At 64.6% G+C, this 17,413-nt stretch carries 21 protein-coding genes, 1 tRNA gene and 1 pseudogene; 8 read left to right on the top strand and 15 right to left on the bottom strand.

The window, feature by feature from the left end; genetic code table 11:
* Window positions 1-15 precede the first annotated feature (15 nt).
* Window positions 16-384: a hypothetical protein gene (locus tag F604_RS0105765; RefSeq protein WP_014515028.1), complete on the bottom strand. Its 369-nt coding sequence runs from the start codon at window positions 382-384 to the stop codon at window positions 16-18.
* Window positions 385-857: 473 nt separating this feature from the next.
* Between F604_RS0105765 and thrB the strand changes: the two genes are divergently transcribed.
* Window positions 858-1,736 carry a homoserine kinase gene (gene thrB, locus F604_RS0105770; RefSeq protein ID WP_019550808.1) on the top strand — a complete coding sequence of 293 codons (879 nt, stop codon included), beginning with the start codon at window positions 858-860 and terminating at the stop codon, window positions 1,734-1,736.
* Window positions 1,721-2,461, top strand: a complete 741-nt coding sequence (locus tag F604_RS0105775; protein ID WP_019550809.1) for a DUF4388 domain-containing protein — start codon at window positions 1,721-1,723, stop codon at window positions 2,459-2,461. The genes thrB and F604_RS0105775 overlap by 16 nt, the downstream gene beginning before the upstream one ends.
* 87 nt (window positions 2,462-2,548) lie before the next feature.
* Here F604_RS0105775 and F604_RS11955 read toward each other — a convergent pair whose 3' ends face one another.
* From F604_RS11955 to F604_RS0105790, 3 genes are read right to left on the bottom strand one after another with little or no spacing between them, the layout of a single operon-like run.
* Window positions 2,549-2,632: a 30S ribosomal protein THX gene (locus F604_RS11955; RefSeq protein ID WP_008632889.1), complete on the bottom strand. Its 84-nt coding sequence runs from the start codon at window positions 2,630-2,632 to the stop codon at window positions 2,549-2,551.
* Window positions 2,633-2,642: 10 nt separating this feature from the next.
* Window positions 2,643-2,936, bottom strand: coding sequence for a 30S ribosomal protein S20 (gene rpsT / locus F604_RS0105785; RefSeq protein WP_019550810.1), 294 nt, complete (start codon window positions 2,934-2,936; stop codon window positions 2,643-2,645).
* Window positions 2,937-2,993: 57 nt separating this feature from the next.
* Window positions 2,994-3,371: a hypothetical protein gene (locus F604_RS0105790; protein ID WP_015717956.1), complete on the bottom strand. Its 378-nt coding sequence runs from the start codon at window positions 3,369-3,371 to the stop codon at window positions 2,994-2,996.
* Between the two features lie 22 nt (window positions 3,372-3,393).
* Between F604_RS0105790 and tyrS the strand changes: the two genes are divergently transcribed.
* On the top strand, window positions 3,394-4,698 hold the full coding sequence (tyrS, locus tag F604_RS0105795) for a tyrosine--tRNA ligase (protein ID WP_019550811.1): 1,305 nt from the start codon (window positions 3,394-3,396) through the stop codon (window positions 4,696-4,698).
* Here the strand turns inward: tyrS and F604_RS0105800 are convergent.
* The 10 genes from F604_RS0105800 to ccdA all read right to left on the bottom strand — a co-directional run bounded on the left by F604_RS0105800 (window position 4,695) and on the right by ccdA (window position 12,445).
* Entirely contained in the window at window positions 4,695-5,249 is a 555-nt protein-coding gene (locus tag F604_RS0105800) for a QcrA and Rieske domain-containing protein (RefSeq protein ID WP_019550812.1), read from the bottom strand. The genes tyrS and F604_RS0105800 overlap by 4 nt on opposite strands.
* Window positions 5,246-6,223: a c-type cytochrome gene (locus F604_RS0105805; RefSeq protein WP_019550813.1), complete on the bottom strand. Its 978-nt coding sequence runs from the start codon at window positions 6,221-6,223 to the stop codon at window positions 5,246-5,248. Before F604_RS0105805 ends, F604_RS0105800 begins: the two co-directional genes overlap by 4 nt.
* Window positions 6,224-6,225: 2 nt before the next feature.
* Entirely contained in the window at window positions 6,226-6,651 is a 426-nt protein-coding gene (locus F604_RS0105810) for a cytochrome c-type biogenesis protein (protein ID WP_019550814.1), read from the bottom strand.
* The gene (locus F604_RS0105815) at window positions 6,648-7,184 is read right to left on the bottom strand and encodes a TlpA family protein disulfide reductase (RefSeq protein WP_026329004.1); all 537 of its coding nucleotides are present in this window, start codon (window positions 7,182-7,184) and stop codon (window positions 6,648-6,650) included. Before F604_RS0105815 ends, F604_RS0105810 begins: the two co-directional genes overlap by 4 nt.
* Window positions 7,185-7,204: 20 nt before the next feature.
* The gene (locus F604_RS0105820; protein WP_019550816.1) at window positions 7,205-9,136 is read right to left on the bottom strand and encodes a heme lyase CcmF/NrfE family subunit; all 1,932 of its coding nucleotides are present in this window, start codon (window positions 9,134-9,136) and stop codon (window positions 7,205-7,207) included.
* Window positions 9,133-9,561, bottom strand: a complete 429-nt coding sequence (gene ccmE, locus F604_RS0105825) for a cytochrome c maturation protein CcmE (RefSeq protein WP_015717963.1) — start codon at window positions 9,559-9,561, stop codon at window positions 9,133-9,135. The genes F604_RS0105820 and ccmE overlap by 4 nt, the downstream gene beginning before the upstream one ends.
* A gap of 91 nt (window positions 9,562-9,652) precedes the next feature.
* The gene (ccsA, locus tag F604_RS0105835; protein WP_019550818.1) at window positions 9,653-10,339 is read right to left on the bottom strand and encodes a cytochrome c biogenesis protein CcsA; all 687 of its coding nucleotides are present in this window, start codon (window positions 10,337-10,339) and stop codon (window positions 9,653-9,655) included.
* 71 nt (window positions 10,340-10,410) lie between these two features.
* A complete protein-coding gene (locus tag F604_RS0105840; protein WP_019550819.1) occupies window positions 10,411-11,133 on the bottom strand; it encodes a heme exporter protein CcmB in 723 nt (240 codons plus the stop codon).
* Window positions 11,130-11,699, bottom strand: a complete 570-nt coding sequence (locus tag F604_RS0105845) for an ABC transporter ATP-binding protein (RefSeq protein WP_019550820.1) — start codon at window positions 11,697-11,699, stop codon at window positions 11,130-11,132. Before F604_RS0105845 ends, F604_RS0105840 begins: the two co-directional genes overlap by 4 nt.
* A 77-nt stretch (window positions 11,700-11,776) precedes the next feature.
* A complete protein-coding gene (ccdA, locus tag F604_RS0105850; protein ID WP_019550821.1) occupies window positions 11,777-12,445 on the bottom strand; it encodes a cytochrome c biogenesis protein CcdA in 669 nt (222 codons plus the stop codon).
* A 78-nt stretch (window positions 12,446-12,523) separates the two neighbouring features.
* On the opposite strand from ccdA, the pseudogene F604_RS11960 reads away from it, so the two are divergent.
* From F604_RS11960 to F604_RS0105875, 5 genes and pseudogenes are all read left to right on the top strand, one after another.
* Window positions 12,524-12,864 (top strand): annotated as a pseudogene (locus tag F604_RS11960) (c-type cytochrome); the annotation flags it as partial.
* A gap of 54 nt (window positions 12,865-12,918) precedes the next feature.
* A complete protein-coding gene (locus F604_RS0105860) occupies window positions 12,919-13,869 on the top strand; it encodes an ABC transporter ATP-binding protein (protein ID WP_019550822.1) in 951 nt (316 codons plus the stop codon).
* Window positions 13,866-14,477: a thiamine diphosphokinase gene (locus F604_RS0105865; RefSeq protein ID WP_019550823.1), complete on the top strand. Its 612-nt coding sequence runs from the start codon at window positions 13,866-13,868 to the stop codon at window positions 14,475-14,477. The genes F604_RS0105860 and F604_RS0105865 overlap by 4 nt, the downstream gene beginning before the upstream one ends.
* Window positions 14,478-14,547: 70 nt before the next feature.
* Window positions 14,548-14,623, top strand: a tRNA-Lys gene (locus F604_RS0105870).
* A gap of 47 nt (window positions 14,624-14,670) precedes the next feature.
* Window positions 14,671-15,696 (top strand): DUF815 domain-containing protein, encoded by a 1,026-nt coding sequence (locus F604_RS0105875; protein ID WP_169336153.1) that lies wholly within the window; start codon window positions 14,671-14,673, stop codon window positions 15,694-15,696.
* Here the strand turns inward: F604_RS0105875 and F604_RS0105880 are convergent.
* Window positions 15,693-17,342: a CTP synthase gene (locus F604_RS0105880; RefSeq protein ID WP_019550824.1), complete on the bottom strand. Its 1,650-nt coding sequence runs from the start codon at window positions 17,340-17,342 to the stop codon at window positions 15,693-15,695. The genes F604_RS0105875 and F604_RS0105880 overlap by 4 nt on opposite strands.
* Window positions 17,343-17,413 lie beyond the last annotated feature (71 nt).

A 17,413-nucleotide genomic window follows, 5' to 3' on the forward strand; every position in this document is an offset into this window, starting at 1 on the left:
TCCTCCTGCCCTCATTCAGCGGATAACCTTACCCTCGGCCTTGCTATATGAGTAGAAAAGGAGCTCGCCCAGGAAAAGCCCCAAAAAATACGGGGTACCGGCGGGTCCTTGAAGGAAACGGGTCCAGTACCCCGGGCTAACCAGCTCAACGAAATAACCAACCGCCAAAGTGGCTGCTAGGAGAGCCACCACTTCTTTCCTGTTCGTTAAGCGCACCTGCCCAAGGGAGACATAGTCCAACAGGGCCCCGGAGATAACCCCAAGGGCAAAGGTAGCGGGTCCGAGGACGCCCTCAAACCGGAGGGCTAAGAGCCCTAGCCCAACAGAAATGCCCAAGGCTAGCGTTCTCTTTGCAAAACCCCAAAGCCTTTGAAATCTATCCATAGCAGCACCGCCTACCTACAAACATTTTGGCAAACCTCGGTACAAACAATTCGCGAAACGGCCTCGCAAGACCACGCACCCCCAACGCGCCTACAAGCATACTCAACAACCGGTCGGCAAACCTGTCGACAGACAAGGAAGCAGACAGGATTGAGGCTTGATCCACCTCCGCCACCCCCGCCATCCCCCGGATCCAGACAAGGCTGGGCGCCACAGCTGAGGGGCGAAACCTGCTCCTCCACCCCCGCTTTCTCAAAAGGTTTCACCATCTCATCGCCCGGCAATGGGCAAGAAGGCCCTTCTTGAGGGAAGGGCATGGCCTGAGCCATGGCCACCGGCAAACCCAAGACCATAAACACAAGCCCTCCTAGAATGGCCAGCCTCATTATATCACCTCCATTCCAAGGATAGGGCTTCTTCTTCTTGTCAAGACCCCAGAAAGCTCCTGGTATTCTGGGGGCGGTGTAGGACGTATGGATCACCCAACCCGCCTCTATGTCCCCGCCACCCTGGCTAACCTGGGCTCGGGGTTTGACGCCTTGGGGGTGGCCCTGGACCTCTACCTGGAGGTGGAGGCCGAGCCCGGCCAGGAGGACGCCTTTCTTTACGAGGGAGAAGGCCAGGTGGAAGGCCCGGACAACCTCATCCACCAGGGCTACCGGGCGGGGATGGAGGCCCTGGGACTCCATCCTGAGTCCTTGACCATCCGGGCCTTCAACCCCATCCCCCTGGCCCGGGGCATGGGGAGTTCTTCGGCAGCCCTGGTGGCCGGGGTGGCTCTGGCGGACCGGTTCTCCGGGGGAAAGCTGGGACGTGAGGGGGTCTTTCGGGTAGCCGCCAGCTTGGAAGGCCACCCCGACAACGTGGCCCCAGCCGTCTACGGGGGGTTTGTGGCCGCCCTGGCAAGCCCCCCCTTGGCCATCCCCTTGCCCAGGCCCCAAGGGGTCTATTTCGTTCTGGCCGTGCCCCCTTACGAGGTGCCCACCCCCTTAGCCCGGGCCGCCTTACCCGAGGTGGTCCCCTTAAAGGATGCCGTGTTCAACCTGGCCCGGAGCGCTCTCTGGCCTGCGGCTCTTTGTTCAGGAAGGCTTGAGGCCTTACGGGAAGCCTGCCGGGACCGCCTCCACCAGCCCCACCGGGCCCACCTGATGCCCGGGGTCCTGGAAGCCATTGAAGCCGCCTTGAAAGCCGGGGCCTTGGCGGCCTTCGTGGGCGGGGCCGGACCCACCTTGGCCGCCTTGGTCCGGGAAGAGGATATAGAAAAAGTAGCTGGGGCCCTCGAGGCCTACCGGGGAGAAGGGCGTACCTTGGTCTTGCGGATAGGGGAGGGACTCTTTTGGAAGGAAACCTGAAGGCTATCCCTCTGGTGGAGCTTCTGGAGCTTATTCACGGCCATCGGCGCTCGGGAATCCTGGAGCTTTCCGTAGGCCCCCTGCCCCTCTCCTTGCGGTTTTCCGGAGGGGAGGTGGTGGGAGCTGCCATCCTGGATTGGGAGGGCCTCGAGGCCCTCTTCACCTTCCCCCTGCACCCAGGGGAAGGAGCCTTCCGCTTTAGCGTGGGCCCGGCTATCCCGGACCCCCCCCTGATGCCCTTCTCCGCCCTTCTCGGGGAATGGGCCCGGGTAAACGACGAGTGGGACCGGTTCCGTACCCTGGTGGACTCTCCCAGCCGGGTCCTCGAGGCCATCCGCCCCCAACCTCCCTACGAGGTATTCCAGGGTGGGAAGAGCGTGCGGGCCGCCGCCAAAGCCTGGGGTGTTCCCCTCCTCATCGCCATGGAAAGGGCCTATATGGGAGTGCGGGAAGGCGACCTCTACCCCCTCCGCCGCTACGCCTGGTATGCCCTGCGCATCAAATACCAGGGAAGAAAGGGCAAGACCCTGGAGGAGTTCGAGTCAATCCAGGCCCTCCTGGACGGCACCCGCAACCTGGGGGAGGTAATCGCCTCGGGGGTGCCCGTGAGCCTGGTGCGCCGCTACCTGGTGCAGGCCCTGGCCTCGGGGGAGCTTACCCCCCCGGGCCGGGGCTGGCTCCTCAGGGACCTCACCTGGGAGATGGAAAAAGAAGAGGGAGCCTAGCGTGCTTCCCCAAAGGGGAACACCTCGCGTGCTTCCCCAAAGGGGAACACCTCGAGGAAACCCCCAAGGCCCAGGTTTAGTGGAGGATTACTTCTTCTTGCGCGGGCGGTACTTGCCGTAGGTGCCCCGCCAGATCTTACCCCTACGGGTGCGACGGTCGCCTTTGCCCATCCCCGTCCTCCTAGGCGCTCACCGCAGAGAGGTACTTCTGCACCTTGCGCATCAGCCGGGACTTCTTCCGGGAAGCGGCATTCTTATGCAAGGTGGACCCCTTGGCCGCCTTGTCGATCAGGCTCTGCGCCATGCGCATGATCTTCAAGGCTTCCTCGGCCTTGCCCTCCTGGGCCAGAAGCACGGCCTTCTTGCTCAGGGTCTTGATGGCCGACTTCTTGGCCTTGTTGCGAAGCCTGCGCTTCAAAGACTGCCGGTGCCGCTTCAGAGCGGAAAGGTTCTTCTTGGGCTTCTTCTCTGCCATCGTTTTCCCCTCGTGCCCCTTAGGGGCAGACCAGGCCTAAGTGTAGCATACCCCGCCTCAAGGGGCAAACTTGGTGGTGACCCAGTCGTAGCGCACCCGGCCCTTGGCTCCTTGAAGCTGGAAGCGGAGGAGGTACTCCCCGGGGCTTGCGGGAAACCGCGCCTCCTCCTGGAAGCTCCCCGAGTAGACCCTTTCCCCCACCACACGCCCGTCCCGGAGAAGGGCCACGGAAAGCCGCCCCTCCTCGAGGTCCCCGGACACCTTGACCTTCACCGCATCGTAAAGGCCGCTCACCCGGATGGGGTACTGGGCCTCCCCGGTGTACTTCCAGTAGAAGACCGGCAGGAAAGGAGGGTAGCCCACGGCCAGGCCATACCGCTCCGCATACCAGTAAAGGCCAAGGGCCAGCAGGGCCAAAAGGAGCAGGGTCCGCATTGCCTTAAGTATACTTGGGCTCATGGCAGGCGCCGACACCAAGCCTTCTCCGGAAGAAGCCTTGGCCCTCCTCAAGCGGGGGGCCGAGGAGATCATCCCCGAGGAGGAACTCCTCCTAAAGCTAAAGGAGGACCGTCCGCTGGTGGTCAAGCTGGGAGCCGACCCCACCCGGCCCGACCTGCACCTGGGGCATGCGGTGGTCCTGAGGAAGATGCGCCAGTTCCAGGAGCTTGGGCACAAGGTGGTGCTCATCATCGGGGACTTCACGGGCATGATCGGGGATCCCTCCGGGCGGAGTAAGACCCGCCCTCCCCTGACCCTCGAGGAAACTCGGGAAAACGCCAGAACCTACGTGGAGCAGGCGGGGAAGATCCTCAGGCAGGAGCCCCACCTCTTTGAGCTCCGCTACAACTCCGAGTGGCTGGAAGGCCTCAGCTTCAAGGAGGTGGTGCGCCTCACCTCCCTCATGACCGTGGCCCAGATGCTGGAAAGGGAGGACTTCAAGAAGCGCTACGAGGAAGGCATCCCCATCTCCTTGCACGAGTTCCTCTACCCCTTCGCCCAGGCCTACGACTCCGTGGCCATCCGCGCGGACATCGAGATGGGGGGCACGGACCAGAAGTTCAACCTCCTGGTGGGCCGGGAGGTGCAACGGGCCTACGGCCAGCCCCCCCAGGTGGCCTTCCTCATGCCCCTTTTGGTGGGCCTGGACGGGCGGGAGAAGATGAGCAAGAGCCTGGACAACTACATCGGGGTGGCGGAGCCCCCCGAGGTGATGTTCAAGAAGCTCATGTGGGTGCCTGACGCCCTTCTGGAAAGCTACTTCCGCCTCCTTACCGACCTGGAGGAGGCCGAAATCCAAACCCTTCTAAAGGCGGGTCCCGTCCCCGCTCACCGGGTCTTGGCCCGCCTCCTCACCGCCGCTTACGCCCTTCCCACCATCCCTGCCCGCATCGACCGGGCCTTTTACGAAAGCCTTGGCTACAGCTTTGAAGCCCTGGGCAAGGACAAGGAAGCCGGGCCGGAAGCCGTACGCCGGGCGGAGGCCCGCTACGATCAGGTGGCCAAGGGAGCCATTCCCGAGAACATCCCCGAGGTGGTCATCCCCGCTTCCGAGCTCAAAGAGGGGCGCATCTGGGTGGCGAGGCTTTTCACCCTGGCGGGCCTCACCCCTTCCAACGCCGAGGCCCGGAGGCTCATCCAGAACCGGGGCCTCAGGCTGGATGGGGAACTTATAGAGGATGCAGGCCTCGAGGTGGACCTCTCCCGCCCCCGCATACTCCAGCGGGGAAAGGACCGCTTCGTGCGGGTGCGGCTTTCGGACTAAGAGCCCTCCATGGGCCTCAAGGGCACCTCGTGCCCGGTGGCGTAGAGGGTATCCCCTTCCGCCTCGAGGCGCAAGCGGGGCAGGGGGTAACGGGGGGGGCCGTACACTGCCTTCCCCCCAAGGAGAGGGTCAAAGGCCCCGAAGTGGCACGGGCAGCCCAAAAAGGGTCTTTCGTAGCGGAAGTTGTAGAGGATAGAAGCCGCCTCGGGATCGGGCACATAGTTCACGGTGCAACCCTGGTGGGTGCAGATGCGGCTTACGGCCAGGTAGTGTTCCTCCCCCAGGGAAAGCCCCCCGGGGGCGGGCTCGGGCAAGCGGAGGAGGAGGGCCTTGAGCTCCCCCAAAGGGAGGGGATAGAGGAAGGGCTTCGCCTGCCACACCCCCATCTCCCCGAGCCGGGCCACCGCCACCTTCGGCCCCTCCTTCCACACGGGCTCCCCTACCCCGGGCCTTGGGCGGAAGCGGAGGTTATAGGTGCGCACCCCAAGCCAGAGGAAAAACCCGCCGGCCACCGCCACCGGGATGTAGAAGACAAGGTCCCGCCGCCTCATAGGCCGGATAGGTAGTCCAGAAGGGCCTTCAGCTCCCCCTCGCTTAAGGGCACCGCCGGCATCTGGCCCCGGCCCTGGAGCACAATCTCCCTCACCGCCTCTGGGGCTTTCAGGATGGGGTTTCCCTTAAGCCTGGGCCCCACTCCCCCCTGGGCCTCGGCTCCGTGGCAGGCGGCACAGCGGGCCTGGTAGACCGTTTTCCCGTCCGTTCCCCCCTGGGCCTGGGCGCGGGCCATGGCGATGAGGCCCTCCACCCTTTCCCTGGCCTCCCCGCCTACCTCCAGATACTTTTCCCAGGCGGCGATGGCCTCCTTCGCCTGGCCCCTCTGGAAGTAAATGTTCCCGAGGAAAAGCCAGCCCTCCGCAGCCTTGGGGTCAGCGTTCTGGGCGATCTCCAAGAACATCTGGGCCTCCTCCAGCCGCCCCCCCATGAAGAGGAGGATCCCCACCCGCCGCACGGCCTCGATGTTGGTGGGATCCTTCTTAAGCACCGCCAGGTAGGCCTCCGCCGCCTGGTCGAAGGCCTGAAGCTCATAGGCCCGCCTTCCCCAGGCCAGGAGGTCCGCCACCTCCCCGGTGCGCTTGGCCTTGTCCTGAAGCGCCTTAAGCTCCCGGGCTTCGGCCCGGGCGGTCACCGTGGTCTCCCCGGGAAGCCTGGGCAAAGTGTAGCGCCAAAGCCCCACGCCCAGGAGGACCACCACCCCTAAGGCCAGGGCCACGGGCCAGGGATTGAAGGGACGAGGCTCGGGGGGGCGCCAACCGTCCAAGGCCCGTTCCAGCTCCACCATCCGGGCCATGGCCAGCTTTTTCTCCTCCCCTTCCAGGCTCTTCACCTCCTCCTTTAGGACCTCGAGCTCCCTCAAAAGCTCTTCCCGCCTGGGGGGCTCGGGAAAAGGCTCCTTGGGGCCCCAAACCGGCCTCAAGGCCAGAAGCAACACCGCCAGGAAAAGAACCAGGAAAATAACGGTGGCCATCGTTAAGGCTCCTTTAGGCGACGCTCCGCCTCCTCCAAAAGCTCAGGAGGCAAGGGCTTCTTGGGGCGGAAGTAGGCGAATAGCCCCAGGCCCAAGAGGGCTAAGCCCAGAACCGGCAGCAACCAGACCCACAGGGTTATCCCCTGCTTGGGGGGCTCGTAGAGAATCCACTCCCCGTAGCGCTCCACGAAGAAGGCCTTGATCTCGTCCCTGGTTTTACCCTGCTGCAACATCTCGGCGATGATCCGCCGCATCTCCGTGGCCACCCCGGAGTTGCTCTCCGCTGCCGACTCCCCCTGGCACACGGGGCAGCGGAGCTCCCGGGCGATGGCGAAGACCTCGGGGGAGAGATCGGGGGGTGGGGAGGCTGGCTTTTCCTGAGCCCAAACCCCTAGGACCAGGAAGAACAAAAGCGCCCAAACCCTCACGGCAACACCTCCTTCAGGTACCTCTCCAGGGTGGCCTGGTCAATGGTCCCGGCGTGGCGGACCACCACCCGGCCCTCCCGGTCTATGACGAAGGTTTCCGGCACCCCGTACATCCCGTAGTCCACCCCCACCCGGCCCCTGGGGTCAAAGACCTGGGGGAAGGTGAGGCCAAACTGCTCTATGAAGCGCAACGCATCCCCCTCCTTGTCCTGGGTGTTGATGCCCAGGAAGAGAACCCGATCCCGATAACGCCGCCAGGTGGCCTCCAATACCGGGGCCTCCTCGTAGCAGGCAGGGTAGCACCAGCTGGCCCAGAAGTTGAGCACGATGGGCTTCCCACCGAGATGGTCGGAAAGCTTGAAGGTTTTCCCCCATTCCTCTTGGTAAGGGGAAAGCACCGGCAGGGTGAAGTCCGGGGCCGGGCGGCGCTCCTTGGCCAGCACCGAGGGAAGCTCCTTGGGGTTTCGCTGCATCCCCCAGTAGAAAAGCCCCCCCAGGGCCAAGACCACAAGGAGCCATAGCCAGCTCCTCAAGGTGTTCCCTGCGGGAAACCTCACGCTGGGCTCACCCCCCTAACCTCCTCCCGCCTGGGAGCAGGCCAAAGGATGTACAGGGTACCCAGGGCCATGAGCCCACCCGCCACCCACATCCAGAAGACCAGGGGGGTAACGATGAGGCGGAGGGAAGCCCACTCCCCCTTCTCCCGGTCAAAGTCCATGAGGAGGAAGTAGTAGTCGTTGCCCGGGGTGTAGACCACCTTGGGGGCCGGTAAGGGGGAGTTCATCTGCGGGTAAAAGTGAAGCCTTGGCCGCACCTCCCCAAAGCGGTTCGTGCGCAAGGAAGCCTCCACGGCAAACCGCCGGCCCTCATCCAAGGCCCGCACCCCCAAAAACTCCATGCGCACCCCCCCCACCTCCCAGGCCTGGCCCCGGTAAAGGGTCTTCTCGCTCTCCAGGCGGTAGGTCTGGCTGAAGGCGATGCCGAGGCCCATGAGGGCCACGGCGAAGTGGACCAACAGGCTTCCCACCCGCCTGCGGTTTTCCAAAAACCCCCAGGGGGAAAGCCCCGCCCTAAGGCGGGCCAACACCCCCTCCCGCACCAGGAGGAAAATGGCCGCGGTGTTGTAAAGGAAGAGCCCCACCGCCAGGGAAGCCCCGAAGGTGTAGCCCCGAAGAAGCCCAAGCAGGGTACCCAGGAGAAGGACAGCCAGGAGCATGTAGAGGTTTCGGAAAACCTCCGCCCTAGGCCTCCGCCAGGGCAAAATGGGCCCTACCCCCATGAGGAGGAGGATACCCACCCCAATGGGAGCGGAAACCTGGTTGAAGAAAGGGGCCCCCACGCTCACCTTAGCCCCGGTGAAGGCCTCCACCAAAAGGGGATAGAAGGTGCCGAGCACCACCACCAAGGCCCATCCGGCGAAGAAAAAGGCCCCGAGGAGAAGAGCCCCTTCCCGGGAAAGGAGCCGGAAAACCACGGTGTCCCGCACCTCCCGGCTGACCCGGGAAAGAAGGCCAAGCCCCAAGCCAGTAACCAGGAGGAAGAAGCCCAGGAAGGCAGGCCCCACCGGCCCCTCGGCAAAGGCGTGCACCGACTGGATCACCCCGCTCCGGGTGAGGAAGGTGCCCAGCACCGTGGCGGCGAAGGCCAGGGTTACGAAGGCGAAGTTCCAAGCCTTGAAAGCCCCCCGGGTTTCCTGGACGATGGCGGTGTGCAAAAAGGCGGTGGACAACAGCCAGGGGATGAAGCTGGCGTTTTCCACCGGGTCCCAGGCCCAGTATCCACCCCAGCCCAGGACCTCGTAGCTCCACCACATCCCCGCCACCTTACCCGCGGTGAGGAAACCCCAGGCGATCAGGGTCCACCACCGGGTCTCCCCCACCCAGGTCTGGTAGCGGCGCACCACCATGGCCGCCACCGCATAGGCGAAGGGCACGCTCAGGCCCACGAAGCCCAGGTACATGAGGACCGGGTGGACGGCCATCATCCAGTGGTTCTGCAAGAGGGGGTTGGGCCCGGTACCATCCGCTGGCGGGTTGGGCAGGGTTTCAAAGGGGCTTGCGATGGTGGCCATGACCCCGAAGAAGAAGACCTGGATGCCAAAAAGCACCGCCAACACTAAAGACGCCCGCCACGGGTCCACCGACTTGCGGCTAGCCAAAAGCGTGTAAAGGGTCTGGAGGAGGCCCCAAAGCAGGATGCTTCCCTCCAAGGCTGCCCAAGGCGTCACCAGGGTAACCCAGAGGGGATCCTGGGTGGAGTGGTTGCGGGCCACGTAGGCCAGGCTGAAGTCGTGGGTGAGAAGGGCCCATTCCAGGGCCAAGAAGGCCGTCAAGGCCGCCAGGAAGGCGGGAAGGACCAAGGCCTTGGCCCCCTTGAGGAAGCGCCCATCCCCTTGGGAGTAGGCCAGTAGGGAAAGGGCCAGGCCCAGAAGGCTAAAGGCCAGGGCCAGGCTGACACCCAGGTTGCCCAGCAGAGCAGGGGTCATTTGGCCTCCTCAATGAGCTTGCGCACTTCCTCCGGGGTCCAGCCCGCCTTGGGAGCCTGGTAGGTCTCGGAGTGTTTCACCAGGAGGTTGGTGCCGTGGAAGACCCCTTCCCGGAAGCGGCCCTCCACCACCACCCCCTGCCCCTCCTTGAACATGCCCGGGGGCGTGCCCTTGTGCACCACGGGCACCTCCGCCACCCCATCGGTGAGGATGAAGCGGAGCTCCAGCTGATCCTTGTCGTAGTGCACCGTACCCTGCTTGACCAAGCCCCCCAGGCGCACGGGACGGTTCTGGTAGCGCCCCTGGTCCTGCAGGTACTCGGAGGGGGTGAGGAAGTAGACCAGGTTCTGCCCCAGGCCGCCGAAGATCAGGTAAGCCAAGGCCCCCAGGATGACCCCGAGTCCGATCAGGTACTTGGCCCTCATTTCGCCCTCCGGTAGCGCCAGAAGAGGTAGGCCAGGTAGCCGAAGACCGTGAGGTAGGTGAGGGCATAGACCCAGGTGACGAAGACCTCGCTCATGCCTCCTCCTTCCTGGCCTCCAAAGCGGCCAACAGGGAGCGGAAGCGCACGAAGCCCAGGTAGAGGAGGGTGAAGACGAGGAGGTTGAAGAGGAGGGCCTGGAGCATGGCAGGGTCCATGTGGATCTTCCCCGTGGTGAGGTCGATGGACTGGGTCTGGTGCAGGCTCCGCCACCACTTCACCGACATGTAGCTGATGGGCACGTTGATGAAGCCCAGGATGCCCACCGCCGCCGCCGCCTTCCGCCTGAGCTCGGGGTCCTCTATGGCCCCCCTAAGGAGGAAGTACCCCACGTAAACGGCAAAGAGGATGGCGGTGGTGGTGAGCCTGGGCTCCCAGGTCCAGTAGACCCCCCAGGTGGGCCGGGCCCAGAGCATCCCCGTCACCAGAGCCAGCCCCATGAAGACCAGGCCGATCTCGGCGCTTGAGCTGGCCACCCGGTCGTACCGGGGGTCCTGGCGGAAGAGGTAGAGGAGGGAGTAGAGGAAGGTGACGAAGAAGGCCAGATAGCCAAGCCAGGCCCCGGGCACGTGCAGGTACATGATGCGGACCAGATACCCCTGGTTCACGTCGGGGGGAGCGGAAAGGGCCAGGTAGAGCCCCACGGGGAGGAGCAGAAGCCCCAGCCCCAGGAAAACCCAGGTGAGGGCGTCCGGGCGGTCGGGTTGCGCAACCTTCAGCATGCTTGTACCTCCACAGCCCCTAGCATAACCAAGGGAAGGGTTCAAAATCTGTGGCCTCCATACCGCCAAACCTAACCTTCCATAACCACAGGGAAAAGGAGGGCGCTGGCGGTGAGGTAGACCATATCAAAGACCAAAAGAAGCTGCCACCAATCAGAGATCTCCGCCACGGGAAGGCCCTCCGCTAGGCCCGTGGTGGCTCGCACCGAGGCCAGGACCACGGGGACCACCAAGGAGAAGAGGAGCAGGGGCAAAAGCACCTCCCGTCCCCGGAGCCGGGCCAGGAGGCCGGCGTAAAAGGTGGCCACGCTGGCGTAGCCCAAGACCCCCAGGACCAGGGTCAGGAAGAGGGGGAAAAGGCGCTCCAGGGGCAGGTAGAAGAGGCCCGCCGCCATCAAAAGGGCAAGGACAGCCAGGGGTAGGAGAAGGAGCATCTGGAAAAGAAGCTTGCCGAAGTAGATCCACTCCTTGCCCCCGGGAGCCAGGAGGAGGTCGTCCAAGGTGCCCTCCTCCACCTCGAGGGCAAAGGCCCGGGTGGAAAGCAGGGTGCTCCCGAAGGCCAAGGCCACCCAAAGCACCCCGGGGGCAGCCCGGCGCAAGGGAGCCTCCTCCGGCCCCAGGGCCAGGGCCATGATGAAGAGCATCACCGCAAAAAAGGCCAGGATGGAAAGAAGCCCCGCGCGGTCGCGCACCTCGAGGCGAAGATCCCTTAGAGCCAACAACACCACCCGGCGCACCACCCCTACCCTACCCTGCCCGGCAGCCTCGGGCCACCCCTCCACGGGAAGCTTCATGCCACCCCCAGCTCCAGGGTGCGGTCCGCCACCCGCTCGGCCAGGGTCCGGTCGTGGGTGGCCAGCACCACCCCCGCCTTCTTCCGGGCCTCGGCCAAGGTGGAAAGAAGAAGCTCCCTTCCCCCTTTGTCCAAGGCGGTTTCGGGCTCGTCCAACAGCCAGATGTCGGGGAAGAGAAGGGTAAGCCGGGCCAAGGCGAGCCTCTTCTTCATGCCGCTGGAGAAGGCGTAAAGGGGAAGGTCCCCGGGCAGCCCAAAGCGATCCAGAGCTTCTTCAGGTTCTTTACCCTGGTGGTGGAAGGCCAGGTCGTAAAGGAGGTGCTCCCGGGCGGTAAGGTGGCGGTGGAAGGCCGGGGGGTTGGGCAGGAAAAGGGCCCTGCCCGCCCGTTCCACCTGCCCCCGGGTAGGCTTGAGAAGCCCGGCCATGAGGCGCAAGAGGGTGGTCTTCCCCGAGCCGTTGGGCCCCAAGAGGGCCACCACTTCCCCCCGCTCCAGGGTAAAGGAAAGGTCCCGGACCACCCAGTCCCGGCCGAAGCGCTTGGAGATCCCCTGCAAGCGAAGCAGCATGCCTATACCAGTTTAGGGGTATCCTCGAGGGGCATTCGTCCCTCTTAGAGGAAAAGACCCCCGAGGTTCCCTCACCCCTACAGGTTCTTCTGCAGCCACTCCGGCGTAATCCGGAGGAAAAAGGAGTTCAAGGCGGTGTAGGTCCCCGTGACAAGCAAAACCCCCACCACCAGGAGCACCACCCCCGCCAGCAACTCCACGTAGTGGGAAAGCCGCCTGGCCCTCCTCAGCCACCCCTTAAGCCGGTCGGCGAAAAGGGCCACCAACAAAAAGGGCACCGCCAGGCCCAGGATATAAGCCAAAAGAAGCTCCACTCCGCCCCCCACCGCCGTCAGGGTGAGAATGGCCCCCAGGATGGGCCCGATGCAAGGAGTCCAACCCAGGCCCAGGGTAGCCCCGAGGAGGAGGGCCCCTAAGGGGCGTGCTGTCTCCCCCTCGTACCGGAGGTTTACCCCCCACCGGGGCCTCAGGCCCAGCATGTAAAGGCCAAAGAGGATTAGAACCACACCTCCTACCCGGGCCAAGGTCTGGCGGTGTTCAAAGAGAAGTCCCCCCAGAAGGGTAAAGGGTAAGCCCAAGAGGAAGAATATCACCCCGAAACCCAGCACGAAGAAGAGGGCGTTAAAAAGGGGGCGCCCCCGCTCTCCCCCCAGGTAGAAAAGGTAAGTGGGCACCAGGGGAAGAACGCAAGGGGAGAGAAAGGAGAGCACCCCCGCCAAAAAAGCTGCCGCCAAGGAAACGCTCATGCCTCCATCCTAGGGCAAGGTGAGCCAGGGAAAACGGCGCTTGGGGGTCCAGATCCAAAAGCTCCCGAGCGGGCATCCTCAGGGCAGGGGCTCCCCGGGGCCTTCCCGCCCCTGGCCGGACATGTGTCCGATATCCTGTCCAAGGCGGGCGGGAGTACCTGATCAAGGTTCTCCTCTGGGGCCTCCAGGGACCGATTGAAGTAAAGGGCATGAAGTACAACGGGGCCATGCCTGCCTATAACGGCCTCAAGGACGAGGAGATCGCCGCCCTCCTCAACCACATCGCCACCGCCTGGGGCGACGACAAGAAGGTCAAGGGCTTCAAGCCCTTCACCGCCGCCGAGGTCAAGGCCCTGCGGGAAAAGAAGCTCACTCCCCAGCAGGTGCTGGAGGAACGGAAAAAGCTGGGTCTGAAGTAAGGCGGGCCCGCAAGGAACCCGGGGCACGCCCCAGGTTCCTTGTTTAATGGAGGGGTGCTGGAGCTTGCCCTGGAAAAGCGCTTTCCCGGTTTCCGACTGGCCCTAGATCTTGCTGTCCAGGAAGGAGAGGTCCTGGCCCTCCTGGGACCCTCGGGTAGCGGAAAGAGCACCCTGCTGAAGCTCATCGCCGGCCTCCTTTCCCCCGACCGGGGTTTCGTGCGCTTCCGCGGGCAGGACCTCACCCCCCTGCCCCCGGAAAGGCGGGGGGTAGGGTTTCTTTTCCAGGACTATGCCCTCTTCCCTCACCTCACCGTGGCGGAAAACATCGCCTTTGGCCTGGTGGAGGCCCGTTGGCCTGGGAAGGAGCGAGAGGCACGGGTGAAGGAGCTCCTTGAGCGCATGGAGCTCACCCCCCATGCCCAAAAGCGCCCCCAGGAGCTTTCCGGGGGAGAACAGCAACGGGTTGCCCTGGCCCGGGCCCTGGCACCAAGGCCAAGGCTTCTCCTCCTGGACGAGCCCCTGGGAGCCCTGGACTTGAGGCTACGGGAGGAGCTCCTCTTCTTTTTGCGCAGGACCCTCCGGGCGGAAGGGGTGACCACCCTGGTGGTCACCCACGACCAGGGGGAGGCCTTCCTCCTGGCCCACCGGGTGGCCCTCCTGCGTCAGGGAAGGCTCGTGCAGGTGGGGCTTCCGGAAGAGGTGTACGCAAGGCCCAAGGACCTCTGGACTGCCCGCTTCCTCGGGCACAAGAACCTCCTCTCCCCGGAGGAAAGCCAGGCCCTGGGCTTGCCTGCTAAACCCCACCTTCTTCTGCCCAAAGCCCTCCGCCTGGGAGGGGAGCACCCAGGGGTGGTGGAGGAACGGCTTTTCTTCGGGAACAGGGTGGGGCTTTGGGTGCGGCTTGGGAAGGTGCGGCTTTACCTCGAGGCCCTGGAAGGCCCCCCGGAGGGAGCCCAGGTCCACCTTCACCTGGATCTTTCCCAGGCGGTACCCTTGGAGGGATGAGGCGCTTCGCCCTTCTCCTAGGCGGCCCGCTCCTGGTGACGGAGGCTTTGCGGGAACGCCTAAGGGGCCTCCGCCTCCTGGCGGCGGACTCCGGTGGACGGCACGCCCTGGCCCTGAGGCTTCCCTTGGAACTATGGCTTGGCGACTTCGACTCAAGTCCCCCTTGGCTCCAGCAAATCCTTCCCGCCCCCAAGGAGGTGCTTACCCGGGATAAGGACCTTACGGACGGCGAAGCCCTGGTGCGAAAAGCCCTGGAACTGGGGGCCGAGGAAGTCCTCCTCCTAGGGGGCATTGGGGGCCGCCTGGACCACACCCTGGCCCACCTGGAGCTGGCCTTTCTGCTGGCGGAAAAGGGGGTAAGGGTAGAACTCACCGACGGGCTTACCCGGGCCTTCCCCCTCCTTGCTGGACTCCACGCCTTCCCCCTGGAAAAGGGGACTGCCTTCAGCCTCCTGCCCTTCCCCGAGGCCACCTTGGCCGTGGAAGGAGCCCGCTGGAACCTCCCCCCCACTTCCCTTAAGGCCACCACCCTCACCCTGGAAAATCAGGCCCTCGGGCCCATCCGGGTGCGGGTGGAAAGGGGACGGGCGGTGCTTTACCTGTTGTAGCCGCCTTGACAGAGCCTTGAGGGAAGGCTACACTGGCTTTTGGCGTCAAGGCCGACGCCGTGCACACCTTGGGCCGCTAGCTCAACCGGTAGAGCAACCGACTCTTAATCGGTGGGTTACAGGTTCGAGTCCTGTGCGGCCCACCACAGAACCCCGGGGCCTTCCCCGGGGGTTTTCCTTTAGCATGGGGCCCATGAGGCTTCCCAAGACCCCTTTGGACCTCCTGGACCTGGACCTGCCCCGGGGTGAACCCTGGGGCTATGCCTTCGCCCAAAGCCTCCTCAAAGCCCCCTGGGCCTGGCGGGCTTTAAGGCCCACCCCGGGGCTTCTCCAGCTGATACGGCAGGACCTCGAGGTCCTCTCCCTGGAACTGGAGGGAAGGCGGAGGGAGTACCCTTTAGCCGACCTGGGGGAACGCCCTCCCCACCCCGCTGAGGAAGGGGCCCTGGCCGCCCTCCTCACCCGCGACCCCGAGGCCCTGGCTCGGGTGCTCCAAGCCCACGGACCCTATCCCTTTGCCCTCTACCGGGCCTTCCGCTTCGCTGGCGAGGTGCGCCCCCTGGAACGCTACCGCCTGCCCCGGGAGGACGAACTTCTGGGCTACGAGGAACAGCTTAAGGCCCTCAGGGCCAACGCCCGCCGCTTCCTCTCGGGGAAACCCGCCCTCCACACCCTCCTCTACGGGGCCCGGGGCACGGGCAAAAGCACCGCCGCCAAAAGCCTTTTGCACCTCAGAGAAGCCCGCATGGTGGAGGTGGAGCCCAAGGCCTTGGCCCACCTGGAAGACTTGCTGGAAAGGCTGACCCTCCTTCCCCATCGCTTCTTCCTCTTCCTGGACGACCTCTCCCTGGATCCCAAAGAGGAATCCTTCCACCACCTGAAGGCCCTCCTGGAAGGAAGCCTGGAGGGCCCTCCGGAGAACGTTCTCTTGCTGGCCACTTCCAACCGCCGCCACCTGGTGCGCCAAACCGGGGAAAACCCCCTACCCGGGGCCGACCCCACCGCCTGGGATGAGCTTCAGGACACCCTGGCCCTCTCCGAGCGCTTCGGGCTGGTCCTCACCTTCCCGCCTTTTGACAAGACCCTTTACCTGAAGGCAGTGGCCCACCACCTGGGCCGCTCCTTGACCCCGGAGGAGGAAAGGGAGGCCCTGCGTTTTGCCCTGCAAAAAGCCTTCTCCGGGCGCGTGGCCCGGCAGTTCGCCCGAAGCCTGCTTTAAAGCCCCGCGTGCTTTAACGCCGCCTCCACGAAGCCCGCGAAGGGAGGGGAGGGGCGCATGGGGCGGCTCTTGAACTCGGGGTGGCTTTGCAGGCCCAGGAAGAAGGGGTGGTCCCTGAGCTCGATGGCCTCCACTAGCCCCGCCCCCCGGCCCCGCATCCCCGGGGTAGTGGCGGAAATCACCAGCCCAGCCCGCTCCAGCTGGTCCACGTAGAGGGGATTCACCTCGTACCGGTGGCGGTGGCGCTCCGAAACCTCCTCCTTGCCGTAGAGGCGGTGGAGGAGGGTACCCGGGCGGATGCGCATGGGCCAGTCCCCAAGGCGCATGGTGCCCCCCAGCCCCTCCACCTCCAGCTGTTCGGGCATGAGGTCTATGACCGGGTGGGGGGTGTAGGGGTCAAACTCCGTGGAGTTGGCCCCCTTGAGCCCGGCCACATGCCGGGCAAACTCGATGACCGCAATCTGCAACCCCAGGCAGATGCCCAGATAGGGGATTCCCTTTTCCCGGGCGTACTGGGCCGCCCGCACCTTCCCCTCAATGCCCCTCACCCCAAACCCCCCGGGGACCAGGATGCCGGAAACATCCCTAAAGGCCTCGTCCAAGTCGGCTCCCTCGAGGCTCTCCGCATCCACCCACTTCACCTCCACCCGGGCCCCGTGCCGGATGCCCGCATGCCTCAAGGCCTCCAGAAGGGAGAGATAGGCGTCCGGCATCTTCACGTACTTGCCGGCGATGGCGATCCTCACGGTGCGCTCGGGGTGCTTCAGCACCCTCACCGCCTCCTGCCAGAAGGAAAGGTTGGGGAAGACGGCCTCGAGGCCTAAGGCCCTTTCCACCACCCGGCCCAGGCCCTGCTCCTCGAGGAGGAGGGGTATCTCGTAAATGTGCTCCACATTGGGGCTGCTGAACACATGCCCAGGGCGCACATTGGTGAACAGGGCCACCTTCCTACGCACCTCCTCCGGCACCGGTTTCACCGAGCGGAGAACGATGGCATCGGGCTGGATACCCACGCTCCTCAGGGTGGCCACGGAGTGCTGGGTGGGCTTGGTCTTGAACTCCTCGCTGGTTTCCAGGTAGGGGACCAGGGTGAGGTGGATGTAGAAGGTGTTCTCCTCCCCCTCGTCAAAGCGAAACTGGCGGATGGCCTCCAGGAAGGGAAGGCTCTCGATATCCCCCACCGTGCCCCCCACCTCCACCACCACCACCTCGGCTCCCTGCTCCTCCGCCACCTTGCGGATGCGGTCCTTGATCTCGTCGGTGATGTGGGGAATCACCTGCACCGTCTGGGAAAGGTACTCCCCCCGGCGCTCCTTCTGGATCACGGAAAGGTACACCTGGCCCGTGGTGAGGTTGTTGCCCCGGGAGAGGTCCAGGTCCAGGAAGCGCTCGTAGTGGCCGATGTCCAGGTCGGTTTCCGCCCCGTCGGCGGTGACGAAGACCTCCCCGTGCTCATAGGGACGCATGGTCCCCGCATCCACGTTCACGTAGGGGTCAATCTTGATGGCGGTAACCCTATACCCCCGGGCCCGAAAGAGGGCTCCCAGGGAAGAGGTGAGGATGCCTTTGCCCAGGCTGGACACCACACCCCCGGTGACAAACACGTACTTCCTCGGCCTTTGCGTGCTCTCGGAAACCCCGTTCACGGGACTTCAGCCTACCACATCTGGCAAAAGACCCTGGGGTTATGGTAGAGTTTTCTTTGGCGTTCTTGCGG

The sequence above is a fragment of the Thermus scotoductus DSM 8553 genome, from assembly GCF_000381045.1.
GTDB classification, from domain to species: Bacteria; Deinococcota; Deinococci; order Deinococcales; family Thermaceae; genus Thermus; species Thermus scotoductus.

What these genes read in the sequence shown, in the direction of transcription:
- F604_RS0105765 (WP_014515028.1), bottom strand. Translation starts at nt 384, where the DNA reads ATGGATAGATTTCAAAGGCTTTGGGGTTTTGCAAAGAGAACGCTAGCC.
- thrB (WP_019550808.1), top strand. Translation starts at nt 858, where the DNA reads ATGGATCACCCAACCCGCCTCTATGTCCCCGCCACCCTGGCTAACCTG.
- F604_RS11955 (WP_008632889.1), bottom strand. Translation starts at nt 2,632, where the DNA reads ATGGGCAAAGGCGACCGTCGCACCCGTAGGGGTAAGATCTGGCGGGGC.
- rpsT (WP_019550810.1), bottom strand. Translation starts at nt 2,936, where the DNA reads ATGGCAGAGAAGAAGCCCAAGAAGAACCTTTCCGCTCTGAAGCGGCAC.
- F604_RS0105790 (WP_015717956.1), bottom strand. Translation starts at nt 3,371, where the DNA reads ATGCGGACCCTGCTCCTTTTGGCCCTGCTGGCCCTTGGCCTTTACTGG.
- tyrS (WP_019550811.1), top strand. Translation starts at nt 3,394, where the DNA reads ATGGCAGGCGCCGACACCAAGCCTTCTCCGGAAGAAGCCTTGGCCCTC.
- F604_RS0105800 (WP_019550812.1), bottom strand. Translation starts at nt 5,249, where the DNA reads ATGAGGCGGCGGGACCTTGTCTTCTACATCCCGGTGGCGGTGGCCGGC.
- F604_RS0105805 (WP_019550813.1), bottom strand. Translation starts at nt 6,223, where the DNA reads ATGGCCACCGTTATTTTCCTGGTTCTTTTCCTGGCGGTGTTGCTTCTG.
- F604_RS0105820 (WP_019550816.1), bottom strand. Translation starts at nt 9,136, where the DNA reads ATGACCCCTGCTCTGCTGGGCAACCTGGGTGTCAGCCTGGCCCTGGCC.
- ccmE (WP_015717963.1), bottom strand. Translation starts at nt 9,561, where the DNA reads ATGAGGGCCAAGTACCTGATCGGACTCGGGGTCATCCTGGGGGCCTTG.
- ccsA (WP_019550818.1), bottom strand. Translation starts at nt 10,339, where the DNA reads ATGCTGAAGGTTGCGCAACCCGACCGCCCGGACGCCCTCACCTGGGTT.
- F604_RS0105840 (WP_019550819.1), bottom strand. Translation starts at nt 11,133, where the DNA reads ATGAAGCTTCCCGTGGAGGGGTGGCCCGAGGCTGCCGGGCAGGGTAGG.
- F604_RS0105845 (WP_019550820.1), bottom strand. Translation starts at nt 11,699, where the DNA reads ATGCTGCTTCGCTTGCAGGGGATCTCCAAGCGCTTCGGCCGGGACTGG.
- ccdA (WP_019550821.1), bottom strand. Translation starts at nt 12,445, where the DNA reads ATGAGCGTTTCCTTGGCGGCAGCTTTTTTGGCGGGGGTGCTCTCCTTT.
- F604_RS0105865 (WP_019550823.1), top strand. Translation starts at nt 13,866, where the DNA reads ATGAGGCGCTTCGCCCTTCTCCTAGGCGGCCCGCTCCTGGTGACGGAG.
- F604_RS0105875 (WP_169336153.1), top strand. Translation starts at nt 14,671, where the DNA reads ATGAGGCTTCCCAAGACCCCTTTGGACCTCCTGGACCTGGACCTGCCC.